We start from the raw sequence: 13,801 nt of genomic DNA on the forward strand, positions 1-13,801 counted from the left end.
TTTAACCTTTTGGACGGATTGGCTTGTGACCTCGAGGGGCAGGACGCTTGCGCTGGACAATTCTCAAAGCAATTTATTAATTCTTAAATAATAAAAAACCATCTGCGGTTTTCACCTTTCAGATGGTCCTCCAAAAACAGTTTGCAGCATTTTATTTTTTACTCCCGGAAAGCTCATAATCGAGCCTACCGCAATGCGACGCAGCCAACCGGATGCGAGCAATAAATTAATTAAACGATATCGGTAACGAAAACCAAAATAACCAATCGAACCAATTAGAAAAATAGATGTAATCACACGAGACATATTAAATCCCTCCTACATCTATTTTGTGTTAATCAATTAAATTTTATCCAAAAAAAATTAACCACCATCGCAAATAAGGCTGCGATGAAACCTGATAGAAAATTAACCATATCATTATCAATATAGTTATAACCTTTTATCCGCTTCGTCTCTTTTTGACAATGAAATCGTCTTTCCGTTTCAATCCCGCATTGACCGCACTTGTACAATTGTTGATAAAAAGCTCCAAATAATGTATCGATTACATTACCGAAAAAACCAAAAAGGAAAATAACAAAGGCAAGAAAAATATGTAAATGAAAAAGCAAAAAACTAAAGACAGCTATTAACAAAGCCCCTGCTATAGACGCAATAGTACCCAATATACTAATTGCACCTGATGTCCCTTTTTCCACCGGCTTAAATGTGCGGATATAAAGGGGATTTTTTTTACTCAAAGAACCAACTTCTGATGCCCATGTATCCGAGTTGGCACTTGCCAGAGAAACGGAAAAAGCAACCAGCCATGAGACGTCCGGTTGAAAGAAATTCATGATACTGAAGAATGCTGCTGCACCACCATTGGCAGCCACTTGCTGCCAATCCCTTGTAGCGCCTTTTGCCAATTTTTCTTCAATCCTTTTCTTTACGGAACTTTTATACTCTGACCATAAACTTGAAGAAACAAAAAATGCGCCAAGAAGAAAAAGACCTTTTACACTAAAACCAAGCATGACTGCCGCCCCAACAATGATGGCTGCCACAGCCCCTGATTTGCTTAATGCTTTTACATAGTAGGCAAGAAATCCAGCACAAATAATAATCGCAAGAATGACCCACTTTTCCATCATTTTGTAATAATGACCTCTTTGTTTGTAATAATTTTGGAAACCGGTAAATCATGTTTCTCAATTCTAAAATCGGGCACCACTTGAATATTAAAGGCGAGGGAAGTTGTTTTCCCGCGAAAATTTGATAAGAAACGGTCATAATATCCTCCGCCAAACCCTATCCGATATCCTTCTTTAGTGTATACTACCCCTGGTACAATTAACAAATCAATCTCTTGTGGATTTATTTCCTTCGAAAGTTCTACCTTTGGCTCTAATAACCCATAGTACACTGATTCAAGTTGGGAAAATTCAGTCAAGATGCGAAATGATAGTAGTTTTTCCATTGGCAGGCACTTTGGGACTGCTACTTGTTTCCCTAGTTCCCAAGCCTTTCTAATAATTTGATACGTATCTACTTCCGGCTCTTTTGAAATGGTGATTCCAATTACGCCTGCATTTTTCCAATCTTGGTCATCAAATAGACGGTTGGCAATTTTATAAGAGTGGTCTTCATATAGAGGCTTTGAAACTTGCGATAAAGTCTCGATCATTTGCTTCCGAAGCAGCTTTTTATCATTCATACTGGAGTCCTCCTTATCTTTTTGGGCAACAAAAAAAGCAGCAGGAAATTCCCACTGCTTATTTTGTTTCACGGTGTGTAATAGAGCGCTTTTCTCTTGGGCAATATTTCTTAAGCTCAAGACGATCAGGATTGTTACGTTTATTTTTTGTTGAAATATAGTTACGGTCTCCACACTCAGTGCAAGCTAACGTAATATTTACACGCATGTTGATTTCCCTCCAAACCATTAAGCTAGTTCGTTCATACGACTTTTCTATAATATCATTTTTCGAAAGGAAATGCTAGTATGTTTTTTAAAAGTGCACGCTCCATGCTTAAAAGCTCATTTTTACTGCTTCCAATGATTGACCAAGTACTGACTTTTTTTGTTTCACGAGGCTCAATCGACATTTTTATCGTAAAGATACTTGCAGCCGGCCCTTTTGCCATAGGCTGATAAACAAGACTGCCTTTATTTACATTGCTCCACATTTTAGCATTAAAAACATTCCATGAAGGGTGAACCGTACATTCTTTCATTTCAGTACCAATGTATTTTCCATTGACAAGGAAGAACTTTTCATTTGCAAGATGAAAAATACGATTCTCCACAGGAGAAATAAACGTAAAATGTTCACCCGTTAAATTCGGATTATGATGTATGACTAAAACCTTGATTTCTTTCTTTACTTTGCTATGGTTGCTAATATAGATTTTTGTAAAAGAAATTTTCGAATGAATATGACAGGATTTTAGCTTAACAACCAATTCCTCTCCATAAATTACCTTTTCCGTACAATTTTGCACCCAATGCACTTTACCATTTACCCATATCCCCGGAATAAGCTGCAGTTCCTCGGTAACTGTTTGTTGAGGAGGAACTGAAACAGTCTTTATCTGCTCCATTAGACTCATCAGATTAACACCACCTTTTGTCATTAATAGCATTATTCCTTATAACAATCGTTAACATCCACTAGTTGGGTTAATAGCAAATCTTCCATCAATCTGCTAGTTTCCAGTGCTACACGTTTCCAGCTGTACAAGTTTTTCATTACCTGTTGCCCTTGTATTGCAATCTCGGCTGATTTTTCGGGGTGAATGAAAAGAAATGATATTTGCTCTAATAAACTTTCTGCATCTCCCGGATTCATTAACATACCTGTCTGCAAATGCTTCACAATCCCTTTTAATCCGCCCGTTTTTGAAACAATTGTCGGCTTTCCTAATGCCATCGATTCCAGTGCTACAATCCCAAAAGGTTCATACAAACTTGGTACAACGACCATTTCACAATTTTGAATAAAAGCATTCCGTTGTTGTTCGGTAATAAAACCAATAAAGGTGATTTTGTCTTCTAATTGTCTTTCTTTAATCTTCTTACGATAGGTTTCAAGCATTGGACCTTTTCCGGCAATAACAAAGAAGTAGTCAAGCCGTTGTTTCTTAACCATCGCTGCCGCTTCTATCATGGTTTCGAATCCTTTTTCCTTTACGATTCTGCCCATTGAAAAAATGTATTTTTGGTCATGAAGAAATTCGGGCAAATCAACCTCTTCATCCCTACTGGTAGTTAAATCTACTCCGTTTGGAATAATGGCTAATTTTTCAGCAGCAGTATCAAAAATCGCAGTAACTTCTTCAACCATATATTCGCTGCAGACAATGACTTGATTGGCCTCTGTAATCAGCTGTTGTTCTTTCCGATTAATAAATTCCTGTATTTCGGTATGAATCCCATTATTTCTCCCATGCTCTGTCGCATGAATCGTTGCTAATAATGGAATGGATAATAAATCCTTTAAGGCAATTGCCGCAGTCCCAACAAGCCAATCATGGGCATGAATAAGGCTAAAGTGATTTTCTTCGGCCAATTGCTCCACTTTATACCCAATCGCCAGGTTAAGTCCGCCAATCCAGGAAAGAAAATCTTCATCCTGTTCGTTTAATGGCTTTACACGATGAATATGGACATCATTTAATTTTTCATATGGAGGCAGGTCATCTCGAATCAGAGTAATCACATGCACGTTATGACCCCGTTCTGCAAGATGAACAGATAATCCAAATACATGTCTTGAAAGCCCGCCTACAACATGCGGCGGGTACTCCCAAGATAACATTAAAATATCAAATGTCCGGCTATTATTAGGCATCGACTCCAAGCCAACCGGCAAGGATATTGTTTTATTCATTGTTCTCCTCCATGTTATCTGTTTCAGCATAATAGCTATAGGTACTTACATGGTCGATCCACTTTGGAGTTTGTGTTGCAATTTTCTGCAACTGATTTAGGTTTTCGGTTAATTGGATTCTCTTCGTTGTCTCCATTGAGGGAGTTTGGACGGTATTTGACCGAAGGATTGGAAAAAAGCGATCTCCGAGTTTAACACCAAGTTCAGCAATATAATGACGATTAGAAAGTAAACCCTTTATATACCAAAAACTATTTTTATAAGGCACAGCAATTTCATAGAAATGATGGGCATTTATTCCATTGAACCTAAGATCGGTAACATCATAAATGCGCACAACGGAAACGAATTCATCAAAAGGCTGATCAAAGAATAGTTGGATAACGTTTTGGGGCAATTCTGAGACTTCCCAAAGTATGATGATTTTCTGTGGATTAATAAGCTTTGCTGTCAATTTACCCTTAACAGGAACAAAGGCCGAAGGGGACCCGCTAATTGAGGATTTGTTTTCCTCATTATTATCTTGTATATCCGCATCATCAATACTATTTTTTTCATTGCTGCTTATCCATTTATTCCACCGGTATTGAACTTTGCCTACCGTAGTGTCCAGCTCAGAAGCGATTTTCCTAAACGACAATCCTTCCTCTCGTAGTTTAATTATTTCTTCAATCATATTGTCCTCCTAAATGTAAACAATCAATTTATGCGGAAAAGTTCCAAATTATTCTTTTTTTAATAATTTTATCGTATCATCTGATTGAAAAAGGCACAATAAACGCAATTTGTCGTTTCTTGCTTGTCCTTATCACGTGGTTATTAAAGACTTAGATTTTTTTTATTTTAGAAGGCAAACAACCTGAAATTACGTCTAACCGACATTTTTCTTCAAAATCCCGAACAAAACGTTTCGACAAATTTTCAATTTGGCAAAAATAAAAAAGATGAGGGTTTCCCTCATCTTTTTTATGCATTCAAATCATATCGTTTTCCTGTTACGAGGAATATTACATTCTCCGCGATATTGGTGGAATGGTCGCCAAGTCTTTCTATATATCGACAAACAAACGCCAGTTGAGTAATTTGGTTCGTTTGGTTCGGATAGTTAGGAATAAACCCTAAAAGCTCTTTAACCAATTTCCCATACATTTCATCTACCTGGTCATCTTTTGCTGCGCATTTCTCTGCAAGATCAGTATCTTCATAAATAAACGCCTTTAAAGAATCAGAAAGCATATCTAAAGCTATTTCCATCATATTTGGAATATCAACAATTTCTTTAATATGTTTTTCCTTGCCAATGTGCAGGGTTGATTTAGCAATATTTACTGCTTGGTCCCCCACTCGTTCAACCTCGGAGGAAATTTTTAAGGCAGCAATAATTCTTCTAAGGTCTGTGGCTACAGGAGATTCTTTCGCAATTAGAATGATTGCTTTATTATTAATTTCTTGCTCTAACTCATCAATTACGCTATCTTCGTTAATTATTTGTTGGGCTTTTTCTAAATCTTGATTGATAAGGGCAACCATTGCATCCTTAATGGCCATTTCAGCTTTTTGGGCCATATCCAATAATAATTTTTTTAAATCTAATAATTGTTTATCAAAATTTGCTCTTGTACTCACATGATCACCTCTGTTATCCGAATCTTCCTGTAATATAATCCTCAGTACGTTGATCTGAAGGCCGTGAGAAAATTTTTGCCGTGTCGTCAAGCTCAATTAATTCTCCCATTAAAAAGAAGGCAGTCTTATCTGATACCCTGGATGCCTGCTGCATATTATGCGTTACAATTACAATCGTATATTTTTCTTTAAGCTCCAAGATTAATTCTTCAATTTTCAAGGTAGAAATTGGATCAAGCGCAGATGTTGGCTCATCCATAAGTAAAACGTCTGGTTTTGTTGCAAGTGCCCGGGCAATGCACAACCGTTGCTGTTGTCCACCGGAAAGCCCAAGTGCAGGAGAATGTAGACGATCTTTTACTTCATCCCATAAAGCTACATCTATTAATGCTTTTGTTACCATTTCTTCAAGATGTACTTTTCTTTTTATTCCATGGATTCTTGGTCCATATGCAACATTATCGAAAATCGATTGGGGAAAAACATTTCCTTTTTGAAAAACCATCCCGACATTTTTTCGCAAATCTACAAGGTCCGTCTTATCATTTAAGATATTTTGACCATTATAATTAATTTCCCCAGTCATCTTTACATTCGGTACATAGTTAATCATCAGGTTCAAGGTTTTAATGAACGTTGATTTCCCGCATCCTGAAGGGCCTATGATTGCCGTTACTTCTTTTTTGTTTATCGGAAAGTTTATGCTCTTTAGTGCGTGGTGATCTCCATACCATAAGTTCAAATCGTTTATTTGAAAAGCTTGTCTGTGAACCGTTATTGAAGTCATATTTTCCTCCTTAGCCAAACCTTCCAGAAATATATTCTTCTGTTTTTTGTACAGATGGATTGGTGAAAATCTTTTCAGTCACATCATACTCGATTAAATCACCACTTAAAAAGAAGGCTGTTTTATCGGAAATCCGTGATGCCTGCTGCATATTATGGGTTACGATGATAATGGAATAATCCTTTTTCAAATCAACAATCAAGTCCTCTACCTTTGCATTCGAAATTGGGTCGAGTGCAGAGGAAGGTTCGTCCAACAGCATAACCGTTGGTTTCATGGCAATCGTCCTTGCGATGCAAAGACGCTGCTGTTGCCCGCCTGAAAGCGAAAGAGCAGATTTGTGAAGCCTATCTTTTACTTCATCCCATAAAGCTGCTTTTTGAAGGCTTTCCTCCACAATTTCGTCTAGCCGACTTTTCTTTCTTATGCCGCTAAATTTTATGGCATGGGTAATATTTTCATATATTGATTTGGGAAAGGGATTGGGCTTTTGGAAAACCATTCCGATTTCTTTTCTTAATGCAACTACATTGATATTTTCTAATAAAATATTTAGACCTTCATAGTTAATTTCGCCTTCAGCCCTAGCCCCTGGAATAAGATCGTTCATCCTGTTGATACTACGTAAAAAGGTCGACTTCCCACAACCTGAAGGACCAATGAGTGCCGTAATCGAGTTTTTTTCAATATCCATTGAAATACCGTTAACTGCGCGTTTTTCACCGTAAAAAATTTCAAGGGCCTTTACATTTAAAATAGTTTCTTTTGGCTCCGGAGAAATCTTTTGTTTTGTATACCCTGCTTTTTCTACTGTTTCTTTTTCCTTCATAGCTGTTACCATCGAACCTCACCTTTTTCCTTATTTAGTAGCAGTAATCTTTTTATGAATAAGGCTGCCAATCCATCTGGCTAGCAGGTTGAAAATTAAAACTGAAAGTACCAAAACAGCTGCAGATCCGTTTGAAACGTCATTAGCATCCGGAATTAATCCTTGAGTGTTAACCGCCCAAATATGAACTGCTAATGTTTCAGCCGGACGAAAAATATTAAGCGGTGAAACCTCCGAAAAAGGATTCCAATCCGTATAATCTAATCTTGGTGTCGAAAGTCCAGCTGTGAATAATAATGCAGCCGCCTCTCCGAAAACACGTCCTGATGCAAGAATTGCCCCTGTAAGGATAACAGGAAAGGCACTTGGTAATAAAACAGTTTTAATGGTATGCCAATGTGTGACACCAAGACCAAGACTCGCTTCCTTTAATTCCCGTGGTACTGAGCGAATCGCATCTTCACTCACCCTTACCATGACTGGTAAGTTAAAAACGGTAAGTGCAAGGGCTCCCCCTAAAATGGTATAACCCCAACCAGTTAAAGTTACGAACATTAATAAACCAAACATCCCAATGACTATAGAAGGAAGGGAGGCAAGTACCTCAATACATGAGCGAATAAAGTCTGTTACTTTACCTGGTTTCGCATATTCGGCCATATAGATTCCACCCCCAACGCCAAGGGGAACAGTGATTAACATGGTGATAAATAGGACATAAAATGAATTAAATAATTGATCGCGAATTCCTCCGCCAGCCATCATATTACTTGATGGAGTGGTTAAAAACTTGAGTGAAACATGTTGTAATCCGTTAATTAAAATAAAAGAAAATAAACCAACTAAAACGGCAATAATGACGATAGCAATTGCTATAAAAACTCCTGTTGCAATCCGATCGGCTACTCTCGAATTCATTAAATTTTCCTCCTAGATGACAGGTAGCGAATCAAAAGAATAAAAGCAAATGACATAATTAAAAGGATTAAACCTAGAGACCAAAGAATATTATTTTCAGGACTTCCAAACGTCGTGTTGCCCATATTTAATGTAATGATGGTTGTTAACGTTGCTGATGCATCTAAAAGACTGTGAGGCATGGTTTTCACATTTCCGATTACCATTTGTACGGCTAACGCTTCACCAAATGCTCTAGACATTCCTAGAACTATTGCTGTCAGCAAATTTGGTAAGGCTGCCGGAATTAATACTTTTCGAATGGTTTGCCACCGAGTTGCTCCTAGTGCATAAGATCCTTCGCGAAGATTATTTGGTAGAGAACTCATCGCATCTGTAGCAATGGTTGTGACAGTTGGCAAAATCATAATCGAAAGCACAATCATGCCTGAAAGTAGACTAAACCCAAGTCCGCCAACATGTGCCCTTACAAATGGCACCAATACTGTAAGCCCAATGAATCCATAAACAACAGAAGGAATACCTACTAAAAGTTCTATTACGGGTTGTAAAATTTTTCTTCCCCACGATGGAGCAATTTCAGTCATAAAAATTGCTCCCCCTATTCCTAATGGTGCAGCAATTAGCGCTGAAAGAAACGTTACTGCGAAAGATCCCAAAATAAATGGAAGTGCTCCGTATAGTGGTTTAGCTGGATCAGTAGGATTCCAAATCTTACCAGTTACAAATTCAATAAGACCTACACCATCTTTAATAAAAGATTGCAGTCCTTTTTGTCCAAGAAAAATCGTAATCGCAATGGTTGCCGTTATCATGATAATTGCACAAACAAAAACGATAATCTTCCCTCTTACTTCCCCATCCATCCAATTTTTTTGAGATTTTAACAATCTATCTTTTGCTGGAATCACTTTTTCCATAAAAAAGAAAAACACCCCTATCTAACATCATAATAGGGTAAATACTCATATGTATTTACCCTGTTTTTAATTCTTACACCTATTACTTATTCTTCACATTTCCTTTTGCATCGCGCTCTACTTTCATTTGTGTCACAGGAATGTAGCCTTGTTTCGATACGATATTCGTTTGAACCGCATCGCTCATCATATAATCAAGGAATGCTTTTGCTGCTCCAGTTGGCTCACCCTTTGTATACGCGTGCTCATATGCCCAAACTGGAAATTTACCAGTTGTAACATTCTCTGAAGTTGGTGCTACACCATCAATTGAAAGAGCTGTTACTGTGTTATCAGTTAAATATGAGAATGCAAGGTATCCAATTGCACCAGGAGTTTCATTAATAATTTTTTTAACTGTATTTGATGCATCTTCTGTAACTCCCTCAGCAGGTGTTGCACCGTCTAAAGCCAATTTATTGAATACCGCACGTGTACCAGAAGAATCCGGACGGTTTACAAGCGTAATTTTTTGGTCTGCCCCGCCAAGCTCTTTCCAGTTTGTGATTTTTCCAGTGAAAACCTTGATAAGATCCGCTTTTTTAATATCTTTGATTCCCACTTTAGGGTTTACTGCGGCTGTAATTCCAACTACAGCGACTTTATGGTCAACTAACTGGCTTGCATCCATTCCTTTTTCTTCAGCGAAAAGGTCAGAGTTACCAATTTGAACCGCACCTTGTGAAACTTGTGATAAACCTGTACCAGATCCACCGCCGTTTACTTGAATGCTTACTTTTGAATTTTTATTCATAAATTCTTCAGCAGCCGCTGAAGCTAATGGTTGTAATGCTGTTGAACCAGAAATAACTAATGAGCCGGAAACTTCTTTTGTATTAGCCCCATTACCTTTTGATTGATCTTTATTTGTTCCGCCTCCACAAGCAGCCATTACTACCATGAAAGCTGCTAAAATTGTGACAAGGCTAAATTTTTTCAAGTTTTTCATTTCTTAAATCCCCCTAAGAATTTTTATTACTTGTCTGCCTTACATGTTACATATTAACGATAAAGTGTTAACCGGATTTGAATTTAGTGTAAAGCCTTCGTAAACTAATATTAAGTTTTTGTAAAGTTCTTTAACAAAAATTTACAATCCGGAAGAAATGGAACAGGAATAGTTTTTAACAAATAAGAATATTCCATTCGCTAAAACCATGTAGCGAGAAAAAAATTATTAATATCTGTCGTTTCTGGGAAGTATAACTTCTAGATAAAAGGAGGATTAGAAATGTGGCAAGATCGTCCATACGAAAATGAAGCTGAGGAAGCAAACTGGGAAATAAGTGAAAAATTTAAAGATTATAGTGCTCGAAGTTCTGCCAATGTAAATTCAGAGGCAGATATGGCCAATCAACAAATTCAAGAGCAGTTTTATGGGGAAGAAAAAGAGATAAACTCATTACCCTTTCATGTTGATGTAAATAACCCTCCTATTAAAAAATAACAGATTATATAAGAAAAATGGGGTGCCCACTTGTAGGGTGCCCCATTTTTACCATGATTTGATTACTTATTTGTAACATTCCCTTTTGCATCACGTTGTACTTTCATTTGTGTTACAGGGATGTAACCTTGTTTCGTTACGATATTCGTTTGAACTTCATCACTCATCATGTAGTCAAGGAATGCTTTTGCTACTTCATTTGGCTCACCTTTTGTATAAGCGTGCTCATAAGCCCAAACTGGAAATTTACCAGTTGTTACATTTTCTGAAGTTGGTGCTACACCATCAATTGAAAGAGCTGTTACTGTGTTATCAGTTAAATATGAGAATGCAAGGTATCCAATTGCACCAGGAGTTTCATTAATAATTTTTTTAACTGTATTTGATGCATCTTCTGTAACTCCCTCAGCAGGTGTTGCACCGTCTAAAGCCAATTTATTGAATACCGCACGTGTACCAGAAGAATCAGGACGGTTTACAAGCGTAATTTTTTGGTCTGCTCCGCCAAGCTCTTTCCAGTTTGTAATTTTACCAGTGAAAACTTTGATTAAATCAGCTTTTTTAATATCTTTAATGCCAACTTTAGGGTTAACAGCAGCTGTAATTCCAACTACAGCAACTTGATGGTCAACTAGCTGACTTGCATCGACACCTTTTTCTTCAGCGAAAAGGTCAGAGTTACCAATTTGAACCGCACCTTGTGCAACTTGTGATAAACCTGTACCAGATCCACCGCCGTTTACTTGGATGCTGACTTTTGAATTTTTATTCATAAATTCCTCAGCAGCTGCTGAAGCTAATGGTTGTAATGCTGTTGAACCAGAAATGACTAAAGAACCGGAAAGTTCCTTTGTGTTCGTCGCATCATTCTTTGCAGGTTGATTAGATTGATTTGATTCCTTAGATGTACCGCCTCCGCAAGCAGCCATTATTACCATAAAAGCTGCTAAAATCGTTACAAGGCTAAGTTTTTTAAAGCTTTTCATTTCTGTAATTCCCCCTAAGAATTTTGGTGGTATTGTTTTTCTTACATGATTCATGATAATACCAAACTGTTAACTGTGTTTTAAGGGAATGTAAATCTTTTGTAAATCGATGTCGAATTTTTCGCATTAACATGTAAAAAGCAAAAAACCTTGCCTCTGAATGAGACAAGGTTTTTATTAACCATTATTATTTCCTGCTGATAAAGCCTTTTGACTATTCTTAGCCCGCTCTTTCTTTAAATCAAAATACGCATCTAATACCCGGCGGCCGATAAGTTCGTTCACACTAGGTCCGTTGTTACCTTGAAAAACCCATGGAACTAAAACAGCCATAGCAACCTCAGGGTTACTATATGGAGCAAAGCTGACAAGGCTTAAGTTCATCACTTCAGGAGGGATTTTCCCATAATTTTTACGATTAGGTCCGTCATAAAATGCTTGAGCGGTTCCTGTCTTTCCAGCAGGACTGTAATCCACTCCTTTAAAATAACTGTAGGCAGTACCTCCTGATGTCTCCATAACCATTCTAAATCCTTCTTTTACACGATTAATCCATGAATCCTTTTCATCAATCCGATTTAATATGGTCGGCTGGATTTCTTGAACAATTGGTCCCAATTGATTTTTTTCCATAATTGGTTCGCGTATCTCCTTCACAAGATGCGGCTTGACACGGTATCCGCCATTGGCAATGGTAGAAATATACTGTGCTAGCTGCATGTTGGTATACGTATCGAACTGACCAATTGCAAGGTCAAGTAGATTACCTGGCTGTAAGGCAATCCCCTTAAACCCGGCACTCTCATTTGGCAGATCAATCCCAGTTAAAGTTCCCAGACCGAATTGATTGAAAGACTGCCGCATTGTATTAACTTTTGTCAAATCTAATGGTAACGGCTGCCCTGGAGCATAATGTCCTCCTGCCATGGCAATAACCGTTTTCCACATATAAACGTTCGAGGAAACTTGGAGTGCTTTTAAGTCGTTAAGATATCCAAAGGTTTTCCATGAAGCTTTAACTGGTGTGCTGGCGATTCTTAATGGTTCATCCAAAAGCACATCTCCAGGTTTGATTGCACCGGTTTTATATCCAGTCAAAACGGTTGCACCCTTTACTGCCGAGCCGACGTTATAAGAGGTGGTTATATTCCCCAGGGCAAAGTCAGTCATTCCCAATTTACCTGTTTTCTCATCACGGGCTATTTGTTTACCTGCCATGGTTAAAACCTCACCAGTATGAGGGTCCATCAAAACAACAAAGGCACGGTCTAGTAATCCGGTTCTCGGATAGGCTTTTGCTTTCCAAAGTTCTTCTTCAATGATTTTTTCAACTTTAAGCTGCAAATCCATGTCAATGGTTAAGACAAGGTCTTTACCGCGTTTGCCTTGCGAAACAAGCTCAGTGGATAAAACGTTACCAGATTTATCAGTCTGGTTTTTCACTTTAGCTTTTTGACCATGAAGTACATCTTCATACTCCGCTTCAATATAACTTTTTCCCACTCGATCGTTTCGACTGTAATCACGGGCAAGATACTCATCAATCTGTTCCTTAGGAATACCTTCCCCTGAGGAAGTTACATTTCCTAACACCGTTCTTAATGTTTTCCCAAATGGATATATACGATCCCAATCTGTCGTTGTATCGACACCTGGAAGATTCTCCAAATTCTCACTTACAACTGCAAACTCTTTAGGTGTTACATTTTTATTTTTCACAATTTGCGGGGTTAATGCATAACCGCTGTTAAATTGCCGATAAATCGCTAATGTTTTTATGTCATCCTGGGTGAAACTACTGAGGTCTTTGTCAGTAATTCTTTGCAATTGTAATTGATAGAGATCTTTATCAGCCAATTTTTTTTGTTCAAATAATGCCCATTCTTTTTTCGTTATTTTTTCTTTTGCTTTTTCTGGATTCTTAATGATCCAAAAATCCTTCTTATCACGATCACGAATTTTGGATGTATCCACTTTTATTAATTTTGCGAGATCTTGAGCCGTTTTGATCATTTCTTCTTGGCTTGTGTTTTGATATTTCGTATAGGTAATCGCATTTAACGGATTGTTATCGACGATGACCTTCCCATTCCGGTCATACATTTTACCGCGGGGAACCGGATTATTGACAGTAATATCTTCGGTCCGTTGAATTTCCCGTTTAAAATCATCACCATAAACGATTTGGACTACTCCAAGACGCAGAACAAGAATAGAAAAAAGTAAAAATACCATAAAGAATAACATATTTAAACGAAAAGGAACATGTGTCTTTTTCTTTTTCTTTTTTTGATTCAAATCAAATTTTCACATCCTTCTTACTCGACATAACATTTTCTATTTTATAAGAAAAAGCCCACTTTTACTATTATCA

Annotated in this window: 16 protein-coding genes; 1 reads left to right on the forward strand and 15 read right to left on the reverse strand. The window is 37.6% G+C overall.

The window, feature by feature from the left end; translation table 11 throughout:
* Window positions 1-111: 111 nt before the first annotated feature.
* The 13 genes from BIV60_RS03525 to BIV60_RS03585 all read right to left on the reverse strand — a co-directional run bounded on the left by BIV60_RS03525 (window position 112) and on the right by BIV60_RS03585 (window position 9,943).
* A complete protein-coding gene (locus BIV60_RS03525) occupies window positions 112-306 on the reverse strand; it encodes a hypothetical protein (protein ID WP_071354338.1) in 195 nt (64 codons plus the stop codon).
* 32 nt (window positions 307-338) lie between these two features.
* On the reverse strand, window positions 339-1,136 hold the full coding sequence (locus BIV60_RS03530; protein WP_071354339.1) for a DUF92 domain-containing protein: 798 nt from the start codon (window positions 1,134-1,136) through the stop codon (window positions 339-341).
* Window positions 1,133-1,699, reverse strand: a complete 567-nt coding sequence (locus BIV60_RS03535; protein WP_071354340.1) for a 5-formyltetrahydrofolate cyclo-ligase — start codon at window positions 1,697-1,699, stop codon at window positions 1,133-1,135. Before BIV60_RS03535 ends, BIV60_RS03530 begins: the two co-directional genes overlap by 4 nt.
* A 58-nt stretch (window positions 1,700-1,757) precedes the next feature.
* Window positions 1,758-1,907, reverse strand: coding sequence for a 50S ribosomal protein L33 (rpmG, locus tag BIV60_RS03540; protein WP_071354341.1), 150 nt, complete (start codon window positions 1,905-1,907; stop codon window positions 1,758-1,760).
* A 55-nt stretch (window positions 1,908-1,962) separates the two neighbouring features.
* Entirely contained in the window at window positions 1,963-2,595 is a 633-nt protein-coding gene (locus BIV60_RS03545) for a hypothetical protein (RefSeq protein ID WP_071354342.1), read from the reverse strand.
* A gap of 32 nt (window positions 2,596-2,627) precedes the next feature.
* Window positions 2,628-3,875, reverse strand: coding sequence for a glycosyltransferase family 4 protein (locus tag BIV60_RS03550; protein WP_083402079.1), 1,248 nt, complete (start codon window positions 3,873-3,875; stop codon window positions 2,628-2,630).
* The gene (locus BIV60_RS03555; RefSeq protein WP_071354343.1) at window positions 3,868-4,551 is read right to left on the reverse strand and encodes a DUF4912 domain-containing protein; all 684 of its coding nucleotides are present in this window, start codon (window positions 4,549-4,551) and stop codon (window positions 3,868-3,870) included. The genes BIV60_RS03550 and BIV60_RS03555 overlap by 8 nt, the downstream gene beginning before the upstream one ends.
* Window positions 4,552-4,841: 290 nt before the next feature.
* Window positions 4,842-5,501: a phosphate signaling complex protein PhoU gene (gene phoU / locus BIV60_RS03560; protein ID WP_083402080.1), complete on the reverse strand. Its 660-nt coding sequence runs from the start codon at window positions 5,499-5,501 to the stop codon at window positions 4,842-4,844.
* Window positions 5,502-5,514: 13 nt separating this feature from the next.
* Window positions 5,515-6,288, reverse strand: coding sequence for a phosphate ABC transporter ATP-binding protein PstB (gene pstB / locus BIV60_RS03565; RefSeq protein ID WP_071354344.1), 774 nt, complete (start codon window positions 6,286-6,288; stop codon window positions 5,515-5,517).
* A gap of 10 nt (window positions 6,289-6,298) precedes the next feature.
* The gene (pstB, locus tag BIV60_RS03570) at window positions 6,299-7,129 is read right to left on the reverse strand and encodes a phosphate ABC transporter ATP-binding protein PstB (RefSeq protein ID WP_371261501.1); all 831 of its coding nucleotides are present in this window, start codon (window positions 7,127-7,129) and stop codon (window positions 6,299-6,301) included.
* A gap of 18 nt (window positions 7,130-7,147) precedes the next feature.
* Window positions 7,148-8,035: a phosphate ABC transporter permease PstA gene (gene pstA / locus BIV60_RS03575; protein ID WP_071354345.1), complete on the reverse strand. Its 888-nt coding sequence runs from the start codon at window positions 8,033-8,035 to the stop codon at window positions 7,148-7,150.
* The gene (gene pstC / locus BIV60_RS03580; protein ID WP_071354346.1) at window positions 8,035-8,955 is read right to left on the reverse strand and encodes a phosphate ABC transporter permease subunit PstC; all 921 of its coding nucleotides are present in this window, start codon (window positions 8,953-8,955) and stop codon (window positions 8,035-8,037) included. The genes pstA and pstC overlap by 1 nt, the downstream gene beginning before the upstream one ends.
* A gap of 82 nt (window positions 8,956-9,037) precedes the next feature.
* Window positions 9,038-9,943, reverse strand: coding sequence for a phosphate ABC transporter substrate-binding protein (locus BIV60_RS03585; protein WP_071354347.1), 906 nt, complete (start codon window positions 9,941-9,943; stop codon window positions 9,038-9,040).
* Window positions 9,944-10,225: 282 nt separating this feature from the next.
* Between BIV60_RS03585 and BIV60_RS03590 the strand changes: the two genes are divergently transcribed.
* The gene (locus BIV60_RS03590) at window positions 10,226-10,441 is read left to right on the forward strand and encodes a hypothetical protein (protein WP_071354348.1); all 216 of its coding nucleotides are present in this window, start codon (window positions 10,226-10,228) and stop codon (window positions 10,439-10,441) included.
* 62 nt (window positions 10,442-10,503) lie between these two features.
* Here the strand turns inward: BIV60_RS03590 and BIV60_RS03595 are convergent, their stop codons facing one another.
* Window positions 10,504-11,427 carry a phosphate ABC transporter substrate-binding protein gene (locus BIV60_RS03595; RefSeq protein WP_071354349.1) on the reverse strand — a complete coding sequence of 308 codons (924 nt, stop codon included), beginning with the start codon at window positions 11,425-11,427 and terminating at the stop codon, window positions 10,504-10,506.
* 177 nt (window positions 11,428-11,604) lie between these two features.
* Window positions 11,605-13,674 (reverse strand): peptidoglycan D,D-transpeptidase FtsI family protein, encoded by a 2,070-nt coding sequence (locus BIV60_RS03600; protein ID WP_071354416.1) that lies wholly within the window; start codon window positions 13,672-13,674, stop codon window positions 11,605-11,607.
* Window positions 13,675-13,801: the final 127 nt, after the last annotated feature.

Origin of the sequence: Bacillus sp. MUM 116, from assembly GCF_001866655.1 — a bacterium.
In the GTDB taxonomy this organism is placed as follows: Bacteria; Bacillota; Bacilli; order Bacillales; family Cytobacillaceae; genus Neobacillus.

What these genes read in the sequence shown, in the direction of transcription:
- pstB (WP_371261501.1), bottom strand. Translation starts at nt 7,129, where the DNA reads ATGGTAACAGCTATGAAGGAAAAAGAAACAGTAGAAAAAGCAGGGTAT.
- pstC (WP_071354346.1), bottom strand. Translation starts at nt 8,955, where the DNA reads ATGGAAAAAGTGATTCCAGCAAAAGATAGATTGTTAAAATCTCAAAAA.
- BIV60_RS03595 (WP_071354349.1), bottom strand. Translation starts at nt 11,427, where the DNA reads ATGAAAAGCTTTAAAAAACTTAGCCTTGTAACGATTTTAGCAGCTTTT.
- BIV60_RS03585 (WP_071354347.1), bottom strand. Translation starts at nt 9,943, where the DNA reads ATGAAAAACTTGAAAAAATTTAGCCTTGTCACAATTTTAGCAGCTTTC.
- BIV60_RS03555 (WP_071354343.1), bottom strand. Translation starts at nt 4,551, where the DNA reads ATGATTGAAGAAATAATTAAACTACGAGAGGAAGGATTGTCGTTTAGG.
- BIV60_RS03530 (WP_071354339.1), bottom strand. Translation starts at nt 1,136, where the DNA reads ATGATGGAAAAGTGGGTCATTCTTGCGATTATTATTTGTGCTGGATTT.
- rpmG (WP_071354341.1), bottom strand. Translation starts at nt 1,907, where the DNA reads ATGCGTGTAAATATTACGTTAGCTTGCACTGAGTGTGGAGACCGTAAC.
- BIV60_RS03535 (WP_071354340.1), bottom strand. Translation starts at nt 1,699, where the DNA reads ATGAATGATAAAAAGCTGCTTCGGAAGCAAATGATCGAGACTTTATCG.
- pstB (WP_071354344.1), bottom strand. Translation starts at nt 6,288, where the DNA reads ATGACTTCAATAACGGTTCACAGACAAGCTTTTCAAATAAACGATTTG.
- BIV60_RS03525 (WP_071354338.1), bottom strand. Translation starts at nt 306, where the DNA reads ATGTCTCGTGTGATTACATCTATTTTTCTAATTGGTTCGATTGGTTAT.
- pstA (WP_071354345.1), bottom strand. Translation starts at nt 8,035, where the DNA reads ATGAATTCGAGAGTAGCCGATCGGATTGCAACAGGAGTTTTTATAGCA.
- BIV60_RS03600 (WP_071354416.1), bottom strand. Translation starts at nt 13,674, where the DNA reads ATGTTATTCTTTATGGTATTTTTACTTTTTTCTATTCTTGTTCTGCGT.
- BIV60_RS03545 (WP_071354342.1), bottom strand. Translation starts at nt 2,595, where the DNA reads ATGAGTCTAATGGAGCAGATAAAGACTGTTTCAGTTCCTCCTCAACAA.
- BIV60_RS03550 (WP_083402079.1), bottom strand. Translation starts at nt 3,875, where the DNA reads ATGAATAAAACAATATCCTTGCCGGTTGGCTTGGAGTCGATGCCTAAT.
- BIV60_RS03590 (WP_071354348.1), top strand. Translation starts at nt 10,226, where the DNA reads ATGTGGCAAGATCGTCCATACGAAAATGAAGCTGAGGAAGCAAACTGG.